The sequence below is a fragment of the Arthrobacter sp. Soil_N43 genome, assembly GCF_057655195.1.
Genome location: NZ_JBDGML010000109.1, coordinates 31946 through 53064, shown reverse-complemented (window position 1 = coordinate 53064; position 21119 = coordinate 31946). Strand labels below are relative to the sequence as shown.

Here is a 21119-nt window from a genome sequence, read left to right as displayed (position 1 = left end):
GGTTTTGACAATATGTGCCCCAACGGGTGCCGGATGTGGCGGCATGTCAGGGGCAGGAGTGTCGCCACATATGGATAATGACCAGTTAAACGCCGTTAATGAAGATCCGGCAGCCAGCGGGGAAGCGGAAGCTCCCAAGAAGGCCACCCGCACGAGGCGCAAGGCAGCGCCCAAGGTAAAGGAAGCCGAGGCCCAGGCCTCGCTGCCGGAGCCGGCGCTGCAGGAGCCTGTCCTCGGTGAGCCCGCGTTGTCGGCCGAGTCCGTTGTGTCGGAACCGGTGGAGGCAGCGCATTCCGAAGTGACCGCAGTGGAAGCTTCCGTTGCCGAGGCCAAAGCCCCCGTGCGGCGCACGCGTTCCCGCAAGAAGGTTGCCGACGAGCCGCTCCCCGCATTCGCCGAAGCAGCCAGCGAACCGGCTGCCGCTGAACCGGCCCCCGTCGAAAGTGCCCCCGAGACCGCTCCCGAACCTGAAGCGAAGCCGGTGCGCCGGCGTCGCGTTGCCAAGCCGAAAACGGCAGAGCCCGCAGCCGAAGAGCCGGCACAGCCGGCGGCCCTGGAATCCGCGGCCCCGGAATCCGCAGCCGCGGAAGCCACCGAAGCCGCAGCACCAGTGACCACTGCTGAATCCTCTGCCGTGGAAACACGGGTCGAAGAGACGCCGGTTGAGAAGATCCAGGCGGAGACAGCCGCCGCGCAGGCCGCTGAAGCGGAAACCGCCGAGGATGTGGCCGAGACCGAGGAGGAGCCGTCCGCTCCGGCAGGTTCGCTCTTCCTTGAGCCGGCATCGGTCACGTCGATCATTTTCCAGGCGCCTGACCTCAATACGGTGATCCGTCCGGCTGCCGCTCCCGCCACGGAGGACAGCGACGCCGAAGGCGGCGAGGACGAGCAGGACGACGACGGCGGACGCCGCCGGCGCCGCAGCCGCGGCCGCCGCGGGCGGAACCGCGCCGACCGTGAGGTCACCGACCGCGACGACTCCGAGGCAGACGCCGAGGTCTCCGACGTGTCCGAGGACGCCGACGAGGAAACTGCCGGCCAGGCCGACGACGGCGTGACGTCCCGCCGCCGGCGCCGCCGCCGCCGCGGCGACCAGGACCTTGAGCTCACCGGCGGGGGAGACGACGATCCCCCCAACACCGTGACCCGCGTCCGTGCCCCCCGCGCCATCAGCGAGGCACCGGTCAACAACCGCGTCACGTCCGTCAAGGGCTCCACCCGGCTCGAAGCGAAGAAGCAGCGCCGCCGCGAATCCCGCGACACCGGCCGCCGCCGCACCGTCATCACCGAGGCCGAATTCCTGGCCCGCCGCGAATCCGTGGACCGGCAGATGATCGTGCGCCAGCGCGACGACAGAATCCAGATCGGTGTCCTCGAGGACGGCGTGCTGGCCGAGCACTTCGTGTCCAAGACGCAGCAGGACTCGCTGATCGGCAACGTCTACCTGGGCAAGGTCCAGAATGTCCTGCCGTCGATGGAAGCGGCTTTTGTTGACATCGGCCGCGGCCGCAACGCCGTGCTCTACGCCGGCGAAGTGAACTGGGAGGCCGTCAACCTCGAAGGCAAGCAGCGCCGCATCGAGAACGCCCTGAAGTCCGGCGATTCCGTTCTGGTCCAGGTCACCAAGGACCCTGTCGGCCACAAGGGCGCGCGTCTGACCAGCCAGATTTCCCTGCCCGGACGCTACCTGGTGTACGTGCCCGGCGGCTCCATGACGGGCATCTCCCGCAAGCTGCCCGACGTCGAACGCAACCGTCTGAAGCGGATCCTCAAGGACCGCCTGCCGGAGGACGCCGGCGTCATCGTGCGCACCGCGGCCGAAGGCGCGTCGGAGGAGGAACTCACCCACGACATCAACCGCCTCCGTGCGCAGTGGGAGGGCATCGACAGCCAGGCGAAGTCCACCAAGGTCCTTGCTCCGGAGCTGCTGTACGGCGAACCGGACCTGACCATCAAGGTGGTCCGCGACGTCTTCAACGAGGACTTCTCCAAGCTGATCGTTTCCGGAGATGAAGCCTGGGACACCATCGAGGCCTACGTCACCTACGTGGCCCCGGACCTCGTGGGCCGGCTCGAGAAGTGGACCAAGGACCAGGACATCTTCTCGGCCTGGCGCATCGACGAGCAGATCCACAAGGCCCTGGACCGCAAGGTGTTCCTGCCGTCCGGCGGTTCGCTCGTCATCGACCGCACCGAAGCCATGACCGTGGTGGACGTCAACACCGGAAAGTTCACCGGCAGCGGCGGCAACCTCGAGGAAACCGTCACCAAGAACAACCTGGAGGCGGCTGAGGAAGTTGTCCGCCAGCTGCGCCTGCGGGACATCGGCGGCATCATCGTGATCGACTTCATCGACATGGTGCTCGAGTCGAACCGCGACCTCGTGCTGCGCCGCATGGTGGAGTGCCTGGGCCGCGACCGGACCAAGCACCAGGTGGCCGAGGTCACCTCGCTGGGCCTCGTCCAGATGACCCGCAAGCGCATGGGCACCGGCCTGCTGGAAGTCTTCGGCGAACAGTGCGAGGCATGTGCCGGCCGCGGCGTGGTCACCCACGACGAGCCCGTGGAACACCGGCGGGCGAACGTTGTTGCCGCCGAGCACCACGTTCCGCGGACGGAGCACCAGCCCCCCGTTCGGACCGAACGCAAGAGCCGCCGGCGCGGCAAGGGCGGTCAGGTTCCGGAAACGGCACCCGCAGCACCTGCCGCCGTCCACCATGAGCCCACGGAGGCCGAGCGGCACGCCAAGGCAGAGGCGACGCGTGCCGCACTGGCCAACATCGCGGCCGCGGCGCACGCAGCGCACCTTCATGAGGACGCCGCCCACCAGGCAGCCTCAGCCGGCGCACAGCGTCCTGCCGCTGCCGCCGCCGCACCGGCGCAGTCCGGCCCGGAAAGTCCCGTGGTGCACCGCACCCCGGACACGGAGAGCGTCCCAGGCCGTCCCGGTGCCGTGCTGACCTTCGGCGGCGAGAAAGTGGTGCTTCCCTTCGTCGAGCACGCCGGCGCGCCGGCATCGGAAACTCCTGCCCTGACACTGGACCGGCTGGAGGAAGCCTTCGCGCACCTCGGCGCGCCGGCTGCTCCCGCTGAGCAGAAGCCGACGGCGGACCAGACACCTGCTGCCGGCGAGGCGCCTGCTGCCCAGCCGGCTCCGGAGCCTGCTGCCGCACGGGCCGGGACGCGCCCTGCCGCGGCCGCCGAAAGCGACGCCGAGCGCTTCGCTGACCACTCGGCAGTGCAGCCCCGCACCCGCCGGCCGCGCCGCAACCGCAGTGCCAGCCGGGCGCAGGGCGCAGCCAACGAGACGTCGGTGGAACACCACGAGACGGCGCCGGCACCGGCAGCCGGGCACTCGCACGAAGCCAAGGCTCCGGATGCAGGTAGGACCATTGCCCCGAAGCCGGCCAGCGAGCCGATCATTCTCGGCGTCGGCGTGCCGGCGTCCGAGCTCTGAGCTGACGGCTTTCCGTCTGGGCTGACCTGATTCACCGGGCCGGTGCCGCAATCGCGGCACCGGCCCGTTGTGCTTTAACGCCAGGACCGGCTGCGGGGCCAGGAACGGGCTGCGGGGTGCATCAGGCCGGTCGCAAACTGCAACGCAGTGCCTAAAGCGGAGCGAGCAACTAGGCTGGGGGACTGACACGGGGTGCCGCGCACGGAGCCGGCTGAGATCCAAACCCGTTGAACCTGACCGGTTAGCACCGGCGAAGGGATGTCTTCTTTGTCTTCACTACCTGCCCTGCACCATGTCCGGCCCGCGCCTGGCGAGGCTGTTCGCGCCACCCGCAGCATTCCCCGTGTCCTGGCCATAGCCGGCTCGGATCCGTCCGGCGGGGCCGGCATCCAGGCCGACCTGAAAAGCATCGCTGCCACCGGAGGCTACGGCATGGCAGCCATCACGGCGCTGACCGCGCAGAACACCCGGGGCGTCAGCGCCGTGCACGTTCCGCCGGCCGAGTTCCTGGCGGCACAGCTGGCCGCTGTCAGCGACGACATCGCCGTGGACGCCGTGAAGATTGGCATGCTGGGCGACGCACAGGTGATCGCCGCGGTTCGGACCTGGCTGGAGAAGGTGCGCCCCGGCGTCGTCGTCCTTGATCCGGTGATGGTGGCGACGAGCGGGGACCGGCTGCTGCAGGAGTCCGCCGAGGCCGCCCTGCGGGAGCTCCTGCCGCTGGCTGACCTGATCACTCCCAACCTCGCCGAGCTTGCGATGCTGCTGGGGGAGCCGGAGGCCCCCACCTGGCCGGACGCGCTGGAGCAGGGCAAACGGCTGGCCGCCGAGACGGGGGCCACCGTCCTCGTCAAAGGCGGGCACCTGGATGGTGAGGACTGCCCGGACGCCCTTGTGAATACGGGCGGCGCTCTTTCCGCGGACGTCGTGGTGGTGGACGGCGCGCGGGTACCCACGCGCAACAGCCACGGGACCGGGTGTTCCCTGTCCTCGGCGATGGCCACCGCACAGGCCCGGCTCGGGGACTGGGAACTGTCCCTGCGCACCGTGAAGCCGTGGCTGGAGGAGGCCCTCCGCACGTCCGGGCAGCTTGAGGTGGGACACGGCAACGGGCCCGTCCACCACTTCCACCACCTGGTGTCCGCAGGCGATGCCCCGGAGGGCAGTTTTGCGGACCTGCTCCATGCGGAGGCGGCCGCGGACCTCGACGCGATCTACGGGCTGGGATTCATCCGCGGGCTGGCTGAAGGCACGCTTCCCGAAAACGAGTTCGCCTACTACCTTGCACAGGACGCCATCTACCTCAACGGATATTCGCGCGTCCTGGCACGGGCCAGCGCGCTCGCTCCCACCGAGGCCGAGCAGCTGTTCTGGGCCCGTTCCGCGCAGCAGTGCCTCGAGGTCGAGTCCGAGCTGCACCGCAGCTGGCTCAGCACCCGCAGCGTGCTGCCGGATCTCGGACCGGTCACCAAAGCTTATGTGGACCACCTGCTGGCGGCGTCGGCCTCGGGGAGCTACGCCGTACTGGTGGCGGCGGTACTCCCGTGCTTCTGGCTTTACGCCGAAGTAGGGGAGACCCTGCATGGCGAATTCCTGGCCGCCGGAGCCCCTGATGGACACCCCTACGCCGAGTGGTTGCGCACGTACGCCGACGAGGGCTTCGCGGAGGCCACCAGGCAGGCCATTGGGATCGCGGACGCAGCGGGGCGCGCGGCCTCCGACGCGGAACGCAGCCGGATGCTGACGGCCTTCAGGCAGTCCTCCCGGTACGAGGTGGAATTCTTCGACGCGCCGCGACTCCACAGCTGAACGGGTTCCGGCGCAGGAGCCGGTAAGATAAACGCGCACGGTGACGGCAGGTCGGTGCAACAGCCCTGTGGTGCTTATCACGGACAACCCGCCGAAACCAGCCTCATTTGCGGCCGAAGGCAAAATTAGCGTATTCTAGATCTTCGGTGCTTACGCCAACACTTGGGTTATGACCCCGGGAACAGTCCTTTTGGAATTCCAATCGGCATTGTTCCGGGGATAGCTCACGGATTCCCCCGCGGATCCACGGCGTTGAGGCACAGCGAGAGCCGGACCAAACAACTTTGGACCCCAGGTTCCGCACGCAAATTTAGTAATAAACGTCGAGAGAAGTGAGTTCCCAAGTGGTGTACGCGATTGTCCGCGCAGGCGGCCGCCAAGAGAAGGTTTCCGTTGGAGACTTCGTTACCCTGAACCGCGTCGCCGGTGGAGCCGGCAGCACCATTGAGCTGCCCGCACTGCTCCTGGTAGACGGTGACAAGGTCACATCCGCAGCTGCGGACCTGGCCAAGGTAACTGTTACGGCTGAGATCCTTCAGGACCTTCGCGGTCCGAAGATCGTCATCCAGAAGTTCAAGAACAAGACCGGTTACAAGAAGCGCCAGGGTCACCGTCAGGAACTGACCAAGGTCAAGATCACCGGTATCAAGTAACCTCTGGTTACTGTTCAGGTTTTCAGCAGATTCCCCAGAATTTAAAGGCAGGCATTCCAAATGGCACATAAAAAAGGCGCGAGCTCCACTCGCAACGGTCGTGACTCCAACGCCCAGTACCTCGGCGTCAAGCGCTTCGGCGGCCAGGTAGTTTCCGCAGGCGAGATCATCGTCCGCCAGCGTGGCACCCACTTCCACCCCGGTGCAGGCGTTGGCCGCGGTGGCGACGACACGCTGTTCGCACTGCAGGCAGGCGCCGTTGAATTCGGCACCCGCCGCGGCCGTCGGGTCGTGAACATCGTTGCTGCTGCAGCTGCAGAGTAACAACAGGATCTGAACCGGTGGAGCGGGCCATGATGGCCCGCTCCACTGTTCTTTTAACCGCATTACAATCAATTTGGACGTCCAGCACGGCCGAGTTAAGCAATAGAGGAGATTCACCGTGGCGAGCTTTGTAGACCGGGTAGTACTGCACGTATCCGGCGGTACCGGCGGCCACGGCTGCGTCTCCGTGCACCGTGAGAAATTCAAGCCCCTTGGCGGGCCCGACGGCGGCAACGGCGGCAACGGCGGAGACGTCATCCTCCGCGTGGACTCACAGACCACCACGCTGCTGGACTACCACCATGCGCCTCACCGGCACGCCACCAACGGCGGCCCCGGCATGGGGGACTGGCGCGGCGGCAAGAACGGCGAAACGCTGATCCTTCCCGTCCCGGACGGCACGGTGGTCAAGACCAAGGGCGGCGACGTCCTCGCCGACCTCGTCGGTGAAGGCACGGAGTTCATTGCGGCGGCAGGCGGCCTGGGTGGACTGGGCAACGCTGCGCTGTCATCCCAGAAGCGCCGGGCACCGGGCTTCGCTTTGCTCGGCATCGAGGGCGAGTCCAGCGATATCGTGCTGGAACTGAAGTCCATCGCCGACATCGCCCTGGTCGGATTCCCATCCGCCGGCAAGTCAAGCCTGATCGCCGCGATGTCCGCCGCGAGGCCCAAGATCGCCGATTACCCGTTTACGACGCTCATCCCCAACCTCGGCGTCGTGCAGGCCGGCGACGTGCGGTTCACCATCGCCGACGTCCCCGGGCTCATCGAAGGCGCGAGCGAAGGCAAGGGCCTGGGACACAACTTCCTGCGGCACGTCGAGCGGTGCGCCGCTTTGGTTCACGTTTTGGACTGCGGTACGCTGGAATCTGACAGAGATCCACTCTCCGACCTCGCCATCATCGAAGCTGAACTCGAGAAGTACGCCGTTGATATGAGCTATGCCGGCAACGACGGCGAGGTTGTTCCGCTGAACCACCGGCCCCGGTTGGTGGCTTTGAACAAGGTTGACCTGCCTGACGGCAAGGACATGGCCGAGTTCGTCCGCCCGGAGCTGGAGTCGAGGGGCTACCGCGTGTTCGAGGTTTCGGCCACGAGCCACGAAGGCCTCCGGCAACTCGGATTTGCCATGGCGGAGATCGTCAAGGCCGCCCGTGAATCGGTGGCCGCCACACCGCCGAAGGTGCACGCGCCTGTGCTGCGCCCCCGTGCAGTCAACGAGGCCGGCTTCAAGATCCGCCGCGAGGAGAAGAACCTGGAGCCGCTGTTCCGTGTTCTGGGTGAGAAGCCCGTGCGCTGGGTCAAGCAGACCGACTTCACGAACGAAGAGGCCATCGGCTACCTCGCCGACCGGCTTGCCAAGCTGGGTGTGGAAACCGAGCTGTTCAAGCAGGGTGCCAAGCCCGGCGACACCGTAGTGATCGGTGAAGACGACGGCGTGGTGTTCGACTGGGAGCCGACGATGATGGCAGGCGCCGAACTGCTGGCGTCGCCGCGCGGCACCGATGTCCGCTTTGCAGACATCGGGGACCGGCCCACCCGTGGCCAGAAGCGCGACGAACAGATTGAACGCCGCGAGGCCAAGGCAGCGGCACGTGCCGAGCTGGAGGCCGAGCGCAAGGCGGGCATCTGGACCGAATCAGTCAGTGGGCGCCGTGCCGCACGGCCGCTCAAGGAGAGTGGACTGAACACCCAACATGAGGAGTGAACCCGCACACGTGACTGATAATTCCGCAATTGTCATCGAGGAACCAAGAACCGACGACCGCAGCATGCTCGCCAGGGCCCGCCGCATTGTCGTCAAGGTCGGATCGTCGTCGCTCACGAGCATCAAGGGCGGAATCTCCGAAGAGGCGCTGATCGAACTCTCGAACGCGCTGGCCGCCAAGAGCAACGAGGGCACCGAAATCATTCTGGTTTCCTCCGGCGCCATCTCTGCGGGGCTGGCACCCTTGGGCCTCGTCAAGCGCCCCCGCGACCTCGCCACGCAACAGGCCGCAGCCAGCGTTGGGCAGGGGCTGCTCATGGCCCGCTACACCCACGCCTTCGCGGCGCACGGCGTGACCGTGAGCCAGGTGCTGCTGACCGCGGATGACCTGATGCGGCGCAGCCACCACCAGAACGCGTTCCGGGCCTTGAACCGCCTGCTGAACCTGGGCGTGGTTCCGGTGGTCAACGAGAATGACACCGTCGCCACCCACAAGATCCGCTTCGGCGACAACGACCGGCTCTCAGCCCTCGTGGCCCACTTGGTCCGTGCCGATGCGCTGATCCTGCTGTCCGACGTCGACTCCCTGTATGACGGCCCGCCCTCCAAGGGAGCCAAGCGGATCCCGCAGGTGGACGGCCCCCAGGATTTGGAAGGCGTCACCATCGGCAGCCCCGGCAAGGCCGGCGTCGGCACCGGCGGCATGCAGACCAAGGTCGAGGCCGCCACGATGGCCGCCGATTCGGGTATTCCCGCCCTCGTCACCTCGACGGCCAACGCGGCCGCCGCGCTGGCCGGCGAAGACGTGGGAACCTGGTTCTCCGTCAACAGCGGCCGCAAGTCCGTGCGCATGATGTGGCTCGCCCACCTGGCGCACGTGCAGGGACGACTGCTTCTCGACGACGGCGCCGTGACCGCCGTGCGGGACAACGGCGCCTCGCTGCTGCCGGCGGGTATTACGTCAGTTGAAGGCCACTTTGAATCGGGCGACGCCGTCGAAATGGTTTCGCCGGACGGCACCGTCATTGCCCGCGGCCTGGTCAACTATTCGGCCGACGAGCTGCCGCAAATGCTGGGACGTTCCACCGTGGAGCTGGGGGAGTCCCTGGGCCGCGGCTTCGACCGTGAGGTTGTTCACGTTGACGACCTGGTTCTGGTCTAACGGCCGGACTCACCTAGACTTGAATGATGACTGAGGCACTGATGAACCAAGCAGCAGAGACATCCACCGACGCTACGCAGGTCCCTTCCAGGCCGGAAAACAGCCAGCCCTCACCCGCTGAGGTCGAGGCGGCCGTATACGAGATCGCCGACCGTTCCCGCGAGGCGGCCCGCAGCATGTCCCGCGCCAACCGCGCCCTGAAGGACAAGGGCCTCCGGGCCATCGGCAGCGCCCTCCTGGAGCGCAAGGACGACATTCTCACGGCGAACGCCAAGGACGTGGCGGCGGGCCGCGCCAATGGGACATCGGCCGCCCTGCTCGACCGGCTGACCCTCGACGACGCCCGGATCGAGGCGCTTGCCGGCGCGCTGGAAAACCTCGCCGGCCTTCCCGACCCCGTCGGCAACGTTGTCCGCGGCCAGACCCTGCCGAACGGCCTGCGCCTGCGCCAGGTCAACGTTCCCATGGGCGTGGTGGCCGCCATCTATGAAGCGCGTCCCAACGTCACCGTCGATATCGCAGGCCTGGCGCTTAAGAGCGGCAACGCCGTCATCCTGCGCGGCGGAACCGCGGCTGCGGCCACCAACGAGGCCCTCATCCGCGTACTTCGCGAGGCTCTCGCCGCCGTCGGCCTTCCCGCCGATGCGGTCCAGACCGTGGACCAGTACGGCCGTGAGGGGGCAAACGTGCTCATGCGCGCCCGCGGCCGCGTTGACGTGCTGATACCCCGCGGCGGGCGTGAACTGATCCAGACCGTGGTCAACAACTCCTCCGTGCCGGTGATCGAGACCGGTGAGGGCAACGTCCACATCTTCGTTGACGAGTCAGCCAGCGAGGACATGGCCGTGGAGATCCTCCTGAACGCCAAGACCCAACGGCCCAGCGTCTGCAACACGGTGGAAACGCTTCTGGTCCACTCCGGCTCCACGGTCCTCCCGGCGGTGGCCGCGGCGCTGAGCAAGGCGGGCGTCAGGCTGCATGCCGATGAGAGGATCCGGGCGGCGCTCCCCGCGACTGTCGAGACCGTGCCGGCCACCGATGAGGACTGGGCCACCGAATACATGGACCTGGACCTGGCCGTGGCCATGGTGGACAGCCTCGATGATGCTGTGAAGCACATCCGCACGTGGACGTCGGGGCACACCGAGGCCATTCTCACCAATGACCTGGCGAACGCCGAACGCTTCATCGCGGAGATCGACTCTGCCGCAGTGATCGTCAACGCGTCAACGCGCTTCACCGACGGCGGCGAGCTGGGTCTGGGGGCCGAAGTCGGCATCTCCACGCAGAAGCTTCACGCGCGCGGCCCGATGGGCCTCACCGAACTCACGACCACGAAGTGGATCGTGCAGGGCGAAGGCCAGGTCCGCGGCTAGCGCCGCCGTTACCGCGGCAAACAACGCGGTAACATAGTACAGAACTCCGGAACGGCGGGACATGCCGCCGTCGTCATCCTTTCAGCCCTAGGGGAAAAAATGCTGCTCCAGCAGGTCGCCTTGTCCGCCGCCCAACACGAAGAACGGGCCCCGCTGTGGGCGGAGCCGTGGGTCTTTGGCATTGCGATCTTTGCCATCCTTCTGGTCATGATGTTCGTTACCCTGTCCTACACGAACCTGGGCAACCGCCACGCTCCGGTGGACGAGCATGCAGATCCGCACCGCCAGCACCCCAACAAGCACGACCACGGCCAGGGCCACTAACATTTCTGCCGCATTGCACCACGGCGGCCGGCAAGGCCGGCTGAGGCTGGGCGTGATGGGTGGGACGTTTGACCCCATCCATCACGGCCACCTCGTAGCGGCAAGCGAAGTGGCCGCCAAGTTTGGACTGGACGAAGTCGTGTTCGTCCCGACCGGCCAGCCGTGGCAGAAGTCGAGCAAGAAAGTCAGTGAGCCGGAGCACCGCTATCTGATGACCGTGATTGCCACGGCATCGAATCCGCGGTTCACGGTCAGCAGGGTTGATGTGGACCGTCCCGGTCCTACCTACACCATCGACACCCTCCGCGATCTGCGGCGCCAGCGCCCCGACGCTGATCTGTTCTTCATTACCGGTGCGGACGCCCTGGCGCAGATTCTGTCGTGGAAAGACATTGACGAGCTCTGGTCGTTGGCCCACTTTGTGGGAGTCACGCGCCCCGGGCACGAACTGGACGGCATGGGCCGCAAGGATGTCAGCCTGCTGACCGTGCCGGCCATGGCGATTTCCTCGACGGACTGCCGTGCACGCGTGGCGGCCCACAATCCTGTCTGGTACCTCGTGCCGGACGGGGTGGTCCAGTACATCGCCAAATACGGACTTTATGCCGCACCGCCGGCTGAACAAACCAGCTCTGCGCTTACCGAGACAGACGATCCCGCCAGCACTGAATGAGTTTTAGATGAGTCAGGAACAGCCTCCCATCCGCAGCCGCCGTGAACTACGGAAGGCCCGAGATGAAGCCCAGGGTAAGATCCGGGACGCCAGCACCGCCGGTGCCGGTGAGGTAGCCCCTGCAACAAAACAGCCTGCGACGAAAAAACCAGCCGCGAACCAGCCTGCCACGAACAAGGCTGAGCCGGCCCGGCCTGCCGCGAAGCAGCCTGGCCCCCAGATGCCGGCGGACCGACGGAAGTCGGACACCGCCCGGGGCGCGGAGGCAACGCGTCCCGGCTCAGCAACCGGACGTGTCCGCCGGGTCGCGCCGGGTCCGGTGGATTCCGTTCCGGCCGTGTCGGCTGCCGAGCGTTCATCGCAGATCAGGGCGAGGGATCGGGCCGCGCTGCGCACCATCAAGGAACTCGCGGAAAAGGAAGGGCAGCTGTCAGCCGGCGGGCCTCCCACGCGGCGCCAGCTCAGGTTGATGCAGCTGGAACAGGCCGTCACCTCTGCCATTCCGGTGGTTCCGCCCGCCGCCGGCGAAGGCCCGGCCCAGCCGCAGACGACTGCCCAGCCGCAGACGCCGGCCGAGCCGCAGACGCCGGCCCAAACGCCCGCTCCGGCCCGGCCACAGGTGGCCCCAAAGTCAGCCACCCCGGAGTCGCCGTCCGACGCTTCCCAGGAACTGCCCGAGGGCATGACCGTTGAGCAGGCCCTTGAGGCGCGCGCCCTCCTCGCCGAACAGGCCAAGAACCAGATCGCCAAGATGGAGCACATTGCGGCGACGGATCCCGAAGCTGTGGATCCTGAAATCCTGGCCCAGCAGATCGCCTTGGCCGAGCGCGCCGCCGTGCTCAACAAGCGGGCCCTGGCCAAGCAGAAACTGGCTGAACAGGCCACTCCGGCGCAGCCCCAGAACGGTCCGTCGACCGCCAGCAACCTGGCCATGGTGACGCCGCTGGAGTTCGTCCAGGTGCCTGGCGTGGACCGTCCCGTCATGAAGCGCCCGGCCACATCGTATGTTCCGGTAGTGACCAATCCCGGACCACGCATACCCGCGAAGGGTTCCCGCCCTTCCAAGGGGCCAGGCGGCAATTCGCCGTCGACTGGACGTGCACGGGTGATCGCCCGTGCTGAAGCCGCCGCCAAGGCGGCCGCCGCGCCGGTCACCCCTCCCCACGTGAACGCCGGCCGGGATGCGGAAGCGGCCGAGGAGTTCGCAGGGCTGCCGCCGGTATCGGCGAAGTCCGCCTATGGCCTGGAGCCCTTGGATGCGGCCACGGCAGGCCTCGGCAGGGCCAACCGGCTCCGCATTCTCCAGCTGGGTGTGCTGGCCCTCGGAGTCCTGGCCCTCATTGCCGGCGTCATCATGATCATCAGCGGCCTCTCACGCTGACTTCCACAATCAACACCAGGTTTTACACCACTACAAGGAGTCCCGTGACTGCATCTGATTCATCCATCGCCACAGCCCGACACGCAGCGAGGGCTGCGGCGGACAAGATTGCCCAGGACATTGTGGCCCTCGACGTCAGCGAACGGCTTGCCTTGGCCGACGTCTTCCTGATCGCGTCAGCCCCCAGCGAACGCCAGGTCAACGCCATCGTTGACGGGATCGAAGAGGAACTCATCAAGCAGGACCTCCGCCCGGTCCGTCGCGAGGGACGCTCCGCCGGACGCTGGGTGCTGCTGGATTACTCGGACGTCGTGATCCACGTCCAGCATGAGGAAGACCGCGTCTTCTACGCCCTCGAGCGGCTCTGGAAGGACTGCCCTGTGGTGGATTTGCAGCTGGGTGATGACACCTCGGCCAAGGCTGCCGCAGGCTCGGATTCCGAGTAGCAGGTGCTGGACAGCGCCGAATATGCCCGATTTGGAATTTTCGGAAACGCTGTTCTAAGATATTTGAGTTGCTTCGGAGCGATCCGGACAGTAGGACGGGCCCGCAGGCGGAAGCCGAAGGCGCCGAAGTGGCGAAAATTGGGGCTGTGGCGCAGCTGGTAGCGCACCTGCATGGCATGCAGGGGGTCAGGGGTTCGAGTCCCCTCAGCTCCACCACCACCGCTGGAACCAAGGCAGATGCTTGGTTCCAGCGGTTTTTTGTTGTCTCCCACCTTGCAGCGTGCATGCCCGGCTGGAGTGCCGGCTACTCCGGAGTTTCGGGGCGCTGGCTCGGCAGGTAGCCCTGGCGGGTGGCCTCACGCACGAGCAGCCGGATGTTTGCGAACAGCACCGCCTTCACGGCAACCGGGTCCGGCCTGTGTCCGCGCTTCAGGGCATGCTCAAGTTTCTGGCAGTACTCTTCGAGCCGCAGGCCCCCGGCCATGGCCGACGTAACTTTCAGGCTCATCAGCGGCTCGACTGCTGATTTGGGGTCTTCGCTGGCCAGTCCGCGCAGGATGGACGCCGCGCGAACCGGCAGCAGCTGCAGGTATTCCTCGATAAACGCTTGGGCCACTGATGGTCCAGCCTCGTCTGCCAAGGACCGCAGCACGCCGCTGTCCAGCGGGGGTAGGTCCTGTTCATCAGCCACCGCAGTCCTCCTGGTTCTGTTGGTGCCGCAACGCTGCTGTGCGGCTCCTTGAATGCTCGCGCATGGACCTCAAGGCCGCGGAAGAGTTCCCGCATGTTCGGATCAAGACTGTATTTTCAGAGGCAGGTGAACCCCACCCGTGCGTCGTGCCGGCACCAGGGTTTCTCGATTTCGCTTCCGGGGGATTGTGCATTACGCTATTCAGGTTGCTTCCGGGAAACACGAAGACCGGCAGCAGCGACAGTTCGGGGCTGTGGCGCAGCTGGTAGCGCACCTGCATGGCATGCAGGGGGTCAGGGGTTCGAGTCCCCTCAGCTCCACCAAGAACAAGCGAAGGACCGTCCCGCGGGGCGGTCCTTTTGCGTTATGCATCTGGCGGGCAGAGGCAAGAGGCGACGAACAGGCGGCAGCGGTACGTGACTGAGAACGGTTTTGGGCAGGTCCTGGGCATGCTCCGGAGATACCCGGATGTCGAGGCGGCGAACCTGCAGGCATGGGATGCCACTGACACGCTGCTGCTGGACACGGCCGCGGAACTTCTGACACCGGAGAGCGACGTTGCCGTCATCGGCGACCGCTACGGGGCGATAACGCTCGCCCTGCTCGCGGGTGTACCGTCCCGGGTGCCCGCCCGGATCCGGGTGCACCAGGATCTCATCACGGGGGAGCGTGCCCTGCGGAACAACGCGAGAGCCCTCGGCGTTGCCGCCGGCTTCGAGCAGCTCCCCCTGGGCGAAGACCTTCTGGGCGGCGCGGACCTCGTGCTGCTGCAGCTTCCCAAGACCCTTGCCGAACTCGAGGAAATCAGCGCCGCCGTGGCGCGGTACGCGTCCGCCGGGACGGTGGTGCTGGCCGGTGGCCGCGTGAAGCATATGTCCCTGGGCATGAACGCCGTACTGGGCCGCTACTTTGAATCCGTCCAGCCGCAGCTGGCGCGGCAGAAATCCCGGGTCCTCGTTGCCTCGCGGGCCCGGCCCGTGCAGCCGCAGCCGCCCTATCCCGTGACGCAGCACAACACCGAACTTGATCTCGACATCTGCGCCCACGGCGCCGTCTTCTCCGGTACCAACCTGGACATCGGAACACGCTTCCTGCTGCGGTTCCTCCCTGAGATGCCCGAGGCCGCCACGGCCGTGGACCTGGGCTGCGGCACCGGGATCCTGGCCGCCATGTACGCCCGCGCCCATCCCGCGTCGGCAGTCATCGCCACGGACCAGTCAGCGGCCGCCGCGGCCTCCGCGGCGGCCACGGCCAAGGCCAACGGCCTGGACGGTCAGGTTTCGGTGCTGCAGGACGACGCCATGGCTTCCCTCCAGCCCGGCAGCGCCGACCTCATCCTGCTGAACCCGCCCTTCCACCTTGGAGCGAGCGTGCACGCAGGCGCCGGCATCAAAATGTTCGAGGCCGCAGCCCGCGTCTTGGCCCCGGGCGGTGAGCTCTGGACGGTCTTCAACAGCCATTTGCGCTATGTTCCGTCGCTCGAAAGGCACGTCGGCCCCACTCGCGTCAAGGGCCGTAACCCGAAATTCACGGTGGCTGTGAGCGTCAAGCGGCGGGCCGGTTAGGCCCCCGCCGGCGGCGCCTGCCGCCGCGCTCCCGCATTCGCGCGTGGGACATACCCGTATACCGGCAGGTAACGTACGATTCAGACATCGATAGTGGCCCACCGACGATGCTTAGGGGATTCATTGACCGAGATCCGCCAGCCCTCACCTAGGCGCGGAACAAACCTGCCCCGCATGGGTGACTTCAACCTGACCGTCATCCTGGACGCGATCCGGCGTTCGTCCGGAGGCCTGAGCCGCGTTGAGCTCGCGCAGATTGTTGGCCTGTCCCCGCAGACCATCTCAAACATCTCCCGCCGCCTGCTGGACCAGAACCTCATCGTCGAAGCGGGAAAGGAGGGGAGCGGGCCGGGAAAACCGCGAACCATTCTCCGCCTCAACCCGTCGGGCATGTACGCCGTGGGCGTGCACCTGGACCCCGCCGTCGCAACGTTTGTGCTGCTGGACCTCGTAGGTGCCGTGGTCCAGCACTCGCAAATCAAAACCCCGGCCGACGGCGACCCGGACGCCGTGATAGCCGCCATCGCCGGAGAGATTGAGCAGCTGATCCAGGCATCCGGCGTGGAACAGGGCAAGATAGCCGGGCTGGGCGTGGCCGCGCCGGGACCGATCGACCATGACCAGGGAACGGTGGTGGAGCCGCCGCTCCTGACCGGCTGGGACCGTGTTCCGCTCCGGGACGCCTTGGCCGACGCCACGGGCATGTCAGTCCTCATGGACAAGGACGTCACCAGTGCCGCCGTCGCGGAAACCTGGGCCGGCGGCCCCAGCGGCACCGGCAGCTTCGTCTTCATGTACATGGGCACCGGCATTGGCTGCGGCATCGTGCTCAACGACGAAGTGGTGCGCGGCGCGTCCGGCAATGCCGGTGAAATCGGCCATATCATCGTTGACCCCGACGGCCCGCCCTGTGACTGTGGCCTCCGGGGCTGCGTCAAGTCGTCGTGCATCCCGCAGGTCCTCGTGGCGGAAGCCCAGGCCGCCGGAGTCCTGGACGCTGCAGGTCCGCTGTCCAGCGGACCGGCCGTGCAGGACGGGTTTGCCCGGCTGTGCGAAGCTGCCGACGCCGGTAACAGCGCAGCGGCCGCGATCATCGACAAATCTGCGGTGCTGGTGGCGCGCGCGGCGGCCGTGGTGGCCAACACGCTCGACGTCGACCGTGTTGTATTCGGCGGACCGTTCTGGGCTCCGCTGTCTAAGCGCTACCTGGACCGGGTCCCCGAACTGATCAGGCAAAACAGCGACGCCGGAAACATTCACGCCATCGAAGTGGTGGGAACCGGCGTGGGCGAAGACGTGGGTGCCGTGGGTGCTGCCTGCCTCGTCCTGGAGCACACGCTGGCGCCCCGCGCGCAGCGCCTGTTGCTCGAGGGATGAGCCTTCTGGCGTGATCAGGCCCGACGGCTGTTGCCAGATGGATCAGTCAGTCGATGTCCTCGATGATCGTTCCGTACGGAATGGTGTCATCAAGGTGTGCCTGGTGGCCGGTAGAGCCGGCGTTGTAGACAACCCGGACGCCATGCAGCTGGTCAGCTGCTGACTGCATCAGCACGGGCCGCACGGTGTCAATAACGTGCTGGTCCTGCTTGGCAAGATATTCCTGGTAGCTGGCGGGTAGCTGGATCATGGCAAAAGAATAGACCCCTTCCTGCGCCAAAGGGAGGGCTGCGGAGGGGCGGTCGGCGAAGAAAATTCTGTGTCGGGCTGTCAAGGGGCCGTAAGAATGCGTCTTAATTCGATTCCCAACTTGAACGGGCTCCGCGCGACTCCTAGAGTTCTATACAAGTTACCGAGGTAACGTGTCAGCGATCCTCCGCTGCGGATGTGCCGCCATGCGGCCGCCAAGGAGGGTGTGGGTGCCCCCATGTGGGCCTGACATTTGCTCACGGACTGCTTCTATTCAGGCGTAACAGTCGCGGCTGCGCCCTGCCGAAGTCGGTTTCGTGTTCCCCAAACTCAATTCATTGACCGCAAACTGCACGGGCCACGCCACGGCAGTCCAGCCTTCAATGGCCCATAGCCAAGGACGCAAATGTCACCACCAAGCCTTATAGACACACATCCAAATCTCTCCGACACCGCACCGGTGGCGCTCTCCTATGAGCTGTTTCCGCCGCGTTCGCCTGCTGCGGCTGAAACCCTGTGGACCACCATCCGGGAATTGGAAGCCACCGATCCTGACTACGTGTCGGTCACCTACGGTGCCAGCGGCTCCAACCGGAACACCGCCGTCGAACTCATCAACCGCCTGGTGCTGGAGACCACCCTCCGCCCGCTGGCCCACCTGACGTGCGTTGGCAACACACCGACAGAGCTCGCGGAAATCATCGGCGAACTGCTCGACGCCGGCGTCCGCGGCATCCTCGCTCTCCGCGGCGACCTGCCCAAGGACAGCGGCGAACCGGTCAGCGGGTCTCTGCGCTACGCCCAGGACCTCATTGAGCTCATCCGCCGGGTGGAGCAGCGGCGCTCGGCCCTGCTGTGCGCCGGAAAGGTTGCCGTTGGTGTGGCGGCCTATCCGACGCGGCACCCGGAATCGCCCAGCGAAGCCCACGACGTCGAAGTGCTGCTCGCTAAGCAGCGGTCAGGCGCCGACTTCGCGATCACCCAGGTGTTCTTCCACACGGACCAGTATGCTGACCTCCTCACCAGGGCGCGCCGCGCCGGCGTGACCATCCCGATCATCCCCGGCGTCATGCCGCTCACCAGCCTGCGGAGGCTCAAGCGCCTCGGCGAGCTGACCGGCGTCGAACCCGCACCCGAGCTCATCGAGCGGCTGGCGGCGGCGGAGACCGACGTCGAACGGCTCCAAATCGGCGTCAGCGCAACGGTGGACCTGGCCAACTCGGCCCTGGACGCCGGAGCGCCTGGACTCCACATTTACACGTTCAACGAGCACCAGAGCGCGCTGGAGGTGCTGGACAAGCTGTCACTTGCCCGGCCGGCCCGTTCGTCCAGCCGCCTGAACGCGCTCGCCCGTCGCCAGCTGGCCAGCTGACAACAGCGTCAGCTGACAACAGCGCCAGCTGACAACAGCGCCAGCTGACAACACTGTCGGCTGGCCTGCGCGGGCATTTATCCAAGACTTTTCACACTTTCCCAACCTTCAAGGAAACTCACATGACTGAACAGAACACCGCGTTCCCGTCCGCCTCCATCCTGGGCTACCCCCGCATCGGCCGCCGCCGCGAACTGAAGAAGGCCATCGAAGCCTACTGGGCCGGCAAAATCGACGCCGCCGCCCTCGACGCGTCCGCCAAGGAAATCCAGCTGGGCACCGCGAAGCGCCTGCAGAGCCTGGGCCTGACCGAGGCCGCAGCCGTTCCGGGCACGTTCTCCTACTACGACCAGGTGCTCGACGCCGCCGCCCACCTCGGCGCCGTACCGCCCCGTTTCGGCAACCTCCTCAACGCCGAGGGACAGCTGGACATCGACGGCTACTTCACCCTGGCCCGCGGCAACAAGGAACAGCAGCCGCTGGAAATGACCAAGTGGTTCGACACCAACTACCACTACCTCGTGCCGGAGATCGGCCCGGAGACCAACTTCGCGCTGACCTCCAACCGCATCGTTGAAGAATTCGAATACGCACTCGCCAACGGTGTGGAGACCCGCCCGTACATCGTTGGCCCGGTCACCTTCCTGCTGCTGAGCAAGGCTTCCGACGACGCCCCCGCTGGCTTCAGCCCGCTGTCCCGCCTCGAGGACGTCCTCCCGGTCTACACCGCACTGCTTGAGAAGCTGGCCGCCGCCGGCGCCAGCTGGGTCCAGCTCGACGAGCCGGCCCTGGTGGTTGACCAGGACACCCCGGAACAGGAGATCCAGGCAGCCGTTGCCCGCTCCTACGAGGTGCTCTCGGCTGCTGCCCAGCGCCCGCAGCTGTTCGTCTCCACGCCTTATGGCGCGCTGAACGGCCAGCTCGGCACCCTCGCCGCCACCAACATCGACGCCCTGCACATCGACGTCTTCAAGGGCGCCGTTCCCTCCGCCGCCGCGCTGGCCGCGCTGGGCAACAAGACCCTCGTTGCCGGCGTCGTTGACGGCCACAACATCTGGCGCAACGATCTTGCCGCCTCGGCGGACAAGATCGCCGAACTGAAGAAGTCCGTCGCCAAGCTGGCCGTCAGCACCTCCACCTCGACCCAGCACGTCCCGCACGACGTCGAGGAAGAGACGCAGCTGTCCGAGCAGTTGCGCAGCTGGCTGGCATTCGCCGACCAGAAGGCCGTTGAGGTTGTCACGCTTGCCGGCCTGCTGACCGACGCCGCTGCAGTGCAGCCGGCCATCGATGAAGCCACCCGCATCATCGCCTCCCGCGCCGCCGCCGAGGGTGTCCAGCGCGCCGACGTCCGGGCCCGCACCGCGGCCCTGACCTCCGCCGACTTCAACCGCTCCGAGTACGGCGTGCGTGAAGCAGCACAGGAGAAGGCACTGGCCCTGCCGCCGCTGCCCACCACCACCATCGGCTCCTTCCCGCAGACCTCCGAAATCCGGTCGGCCCGTGCACGCAACAACAAGGGCGATCTCACCAACGAGCAGTACGAACAGCTCATGAAGGACGAGATCAAGCGCGTTGTGGAGCTGCAGGAAGAGCTCGGCTACGACGTCCTGGTGCACGGCGAGCCCGAGCGCAACGACATGGTCCAGTACTTCGCCGAGAACCTGGAAGGCTTCGACGTCACGGTCCACGGCTGGGTCCAGTCCTACGGCTCACGTTGCACCCGCCCGTCCATCCTGTGGGGCGACGTCACCCGCAGCGCCCCGATCACGGTGGCCTGGGCCGAGTACGCCCAGTCCCTCACCAGCAAGCCGATGAAGGGCATGCTCACCGGTCCGGTCACCATCCTGGCCTGGTCCTTCGTCCGCGATGACCAGCCGCTGGGCGAGACCGCCAACCAGGTCGGCCTGGCCCTGCGCGACGAAATCGCCGACCTCGAAGCCGCCGGCATCAAGGTCATCCAGGTGGATGAGCCCGCACTGCGCGAGCTCCTTCCGCTGCGGAAGGCTGACCAGGCCGCTTACCTGGAGTGGTCCGTGAACTCCTTCCGCCTGGCCACCGCCGGTGCAGCTGACGCCACCCAGATCCACACCCACCTGTGCTACTCCGAGTTCGGCGTGATTATCGACGCCATCGACGGACTGGACGCCGACGTGACCTCCATTGAGGCCGCCCGCTCCCGCATGGAGGTTGTCCACGACCTCGAGTCCCACGGCTTCGGCCGCGGCGTGGGCCCGGGCGTCTACGACATCCACTCGCCGCGCGTTCCGGGCGAGCAGGAAGTCACCGAGCTGCTCAGCACGGCCGTCAAGCACGTCCCGTCCCGCCAGCTCTGGGTCAACCCGGACTGCGGACTGAAGACCCGCGGCTACGCCGAGACCGAAGAGTCCCTGCGCAACCTCGTCGCGGCCACCAAGACGGTTCGCGCCGAGCTGCTCGAAGGCGCAAAATAAGAATGTAGCCGCAGATCGAGCTTGAGACGCCGACGGCGGGCGGTCACCTTGGGTGACCGCCCGCCGTCGGCGTTTAACTACTCCGCGTTTAACTGCTCG

The 21119-nt window shown here is 66.5% G+C and carries 17 protein-coding genes, 2 tRNA genes and 1 riboswitch; of the genes, 17 read left to right on the top strand and 2 right to left on the bottom strand.

Annotated elements, in window-relative coordinates:
- Nucleotides 1-70 precede the first annotated feature (70 nt).
- The 12 genes from AC3A3W_RS16285 to AC3A3W_RS16230 all read left to right on the top strand — a co-directional run bounded on the left by AC3A3W_RS16285 (nucleotide 71) and on the right by AC3A3W_RS16230 (nucleotide 13529).
- A complete protein-coding gene (locus tag AC3A3W_RS16285; protein WP_487444055.1) occupies nucleotides 71-3457 on the top strand; it encodes an Rne/Rng family ribonuclease in 3387 nt (1128 codons plus the stop codon).
- A gap of 178 nt (nucleotides 3458-3635) precedes the next feature.
- Nucleotides 3636-3733, top strand: a riboswitch (TPP riboswitch).
- The gene (locus AC3A3W_RS16280) at nucleotides 3716-5266 is read left to right on the top strand and encodes a bifunctional hydroxymethylpyrimidine kinase/phosphomethylpyrimidine kinase (RefSeq protein WP_487444054.1); all 1551 of its coding nucleotides are present in this window, start codon (nucleotides 3716-3718) and stop codon (nucleotides 5264-5266) included. Its footprint overlaps the riboswitch before it by 18 nt.
- 344 nt (nucleotides 5267-5610) lie before the next feature.
- Nucleotides 5611-5919, top strand: coding sequence for a 50S ribosomal protein L21 (rplU, locus tag AC3A3W_RS16275; protein WP_003803420.1), 309 nt, complete (start codon nucleotides 5611-5613; stop codon nucleotides 5917-5919).
- Between the two features lie 60 nt (nucleotides 5920-5979).
- Complete coding sequence (rpmA, locus tag AC3A3W_RS16270) at nucleotides 5980-6243, top strand: 50S ribosomal protein L27 (RefSeq protein ID WP_003803426.1); 264 nt, start codon at nucleotides 5980-5982, stop codon at nucleotides 6241-6243.
- Nucleotides 6244-6361: 118 nt separating this feature from the next.
- On the top strand, nucleotides 6362-7951 hold the full coding sequence (obgE, locus tag AC3A3W_RS16265; RefSeq protein ID WP_487444053.1) for a GTPase ObgE: 1590 nt from the start codon (nucleotides 6362-6364) through the stop codon (nucleotides 7949-7951).
- Between the two features lie 64 nt (nucleotides 7952-8015).
- Entirely contained in the window at nucleotides 8016-9113 is a 1098-nt protein-coding gene (gene proB, locus AC3A3W_RS16260; protein ID WP_487444080.1) for a glutamate 5-kinase, read from the top strand.
- A 26-nt stretch (nucleotides 9114-9139) separates the two neighbouring features.
- Complete coding sequence (locus AC3A3W_RS16255) at nucleotides 9140-10489, top strand: glutamate-5-semialdehyde dehydrogenase (protein ID WP_487444052.1); 1350 nt, start codon at nucleotides 9140-9142, stop codon at nucleotides 10487-10489.
- Between the two features lie 99 nt (nucleotides 10490-10588).
- Nucleotides 10589-10813 carry a hypothetical protein gene (locus AC3A3W_RS16250; protein ID WP_487444051.1) on the top strand — a complete coding sequence of 75 codons (225 nt, stop codon included), beginning with the start codon at nucleotides 10589-10591 and terminating at the stop codon, nucleotides 10811-10813.
- Nucleotides 10758-11486 (top strand): nicotinate-nucleotide adenylyltransferase, encoded by a 729-nt coding sequence (gene nadD / locus AC3A3W_RS16245; RefSeq protein ID WP_372433869.1) that lies wholly within the window; start codon nucleotides 10758-10760, stop codon nucleotides 11484-11486. The genes AC3A3W_RS16250 and nadD overlap by 56 nt, the downstream gene beginning before the upstream one ends.
- Before the next feature lie 7 nt (nucleotides 11487-11493).
- Nucleotides 11494-12867 (top strand): hypothetical protein, encoded by a 1374-nt coding sequence (locus AC3A3W_RS16240; protein WP_487444050.1) that lies wholly within the window; start codon nucleotides 11494-11496, stop codon nucleotides 12865-12867.
- Nucleotides 12868-12911: 44 nt separating this feature from the next.
- Nucleotides 12912-13313, top strand: a complete 402-nt coding sequence (gene rsfS, locus AC3A3W_RS16235; protein WP_205654029.1) for a ribosome silencing factor — start codon at nucleotides 12912-12914, stop codon at nucleotides 13311-13313.
- A 140-nt stretch (nucleotides 13314-13453) separates the two neighbouring features.
- A tRNA-Ala gene (locus tag AC3A3W_RS16230) sits at nucleotides 13454-13529 on the top strand.
- 88 nt (nucleotides 13530-13617) lie between these two features.
- On the opposite strand, the gene AC3A3W_RS16225 is transcribed toward AC3A3W_RS16230, so the two are convergent.
- Nucleotides 13618-14004: an Hpt domain-containing protein gene (locus tag AC3A3W_RS16225; RefSeq protein ID WP_487444049.1), complete on the bottom strand. Its 387-nt coding sequence runs from the start codon at nucleotides 14002-14004 to the stop codon at nucleotides 13618-13620.
- A 247-nt stretch (nucleotides 14005-14251) separates the two neighbouring features.
- Between AC3A3W_RS16225 and AC3A3W_RS16220 the strand changes: the two genes are divergently transcribed.
- From AC3A3W_RS16220 to AC3A3W_RS16210, 3 genes are all read left to right on the top strand, one after another.
- Nucleotides 14252-14327 (top strand) — tRNA-Ala (locus AC3A3W_RS16220).
- A gap of 93 nt (nucleotides 14328-14420) precedes the next feature.
- The gene (locus AC3A3W_RS16215; RefSeq protein WP_487444048.1) at nucleotides 14421-15569 is read left to right on the top strand and encodes a class I SAM-dependent methyltransferase; all 1149 of its coding nucleotides are present in this window, start codon (nucleotides 14421-14423) and stop codon (nucleotides 15567-15569) included.
- A 174-nt stretch (nucleotides 15570-15743) separates the two neighbouring features.
- Nucleotides 15744-16946 (top strand): ROK family transcriptional regulator, encoded by a 1203-nt coding sequence (locus tag AC3A3W_RS16210; RefSeq protein WP_487444047.1) that lies wholly within the window; start codon nucleotides 15744-15746, stop codon nucleotides 16944-16946.
- Nucleotides 16947-16992: 46 nt separating this feature from the next.
- On the opposite strand, the gene AC3A3W_RS16205 is transcribed toward AC3A3W_RS16210, so the two are convergent.
- On the bottom strand, nucleotides 16993-17196 hold the full coding sequence (locus AC3A3W_RS16205; protein ID WP_487444046.1) for a hypothetical protein: 204 nt from the start codon (nucleotides 17194-17196) through the stop codon (nucleotides 16993-16995).
- 405 nt (nucleotides 17197-17601) lie between these two features.
- Between AC3A3W_RS16205 and AC3A3W_RS16200 the strand changes: the two genes are divergently transcribed.
- Nucleotides 17602-18567 carry a methylenetetrahydrofolate reductase gene (locus AC3A3W_RS16200; RefSeq protein ID WP_487444045.1) on the top strand — a complete coding sequence of 322 codons (966 nt, stop codon included), beginning with the start codon at nucleotides 17602-17604 and terminating at the stop codon, nucleotides 18565-18567.
- A 122-nt stretch (nucleotides 18568-18689) separates the two neighbouring features.
- Nucleotides 18690-21020 carry a 5-methyltetrahydropteroyltriglutamate--homocysteine S-methyltransferase gene (gene metE / locus AC3A3W_RS16195; protein ID WP_487444044.1) on the top strand — a complete coding sequence of 777 codons (2331 nt, stop codon included), beginning with the start codon at nucleotides 18690-18692 and terminating at the stop codon, nucleotides 21018-21020.
- The last annotated feature ends 99 nt before the right edge of the window (nucleotides 21021-21119 follow it).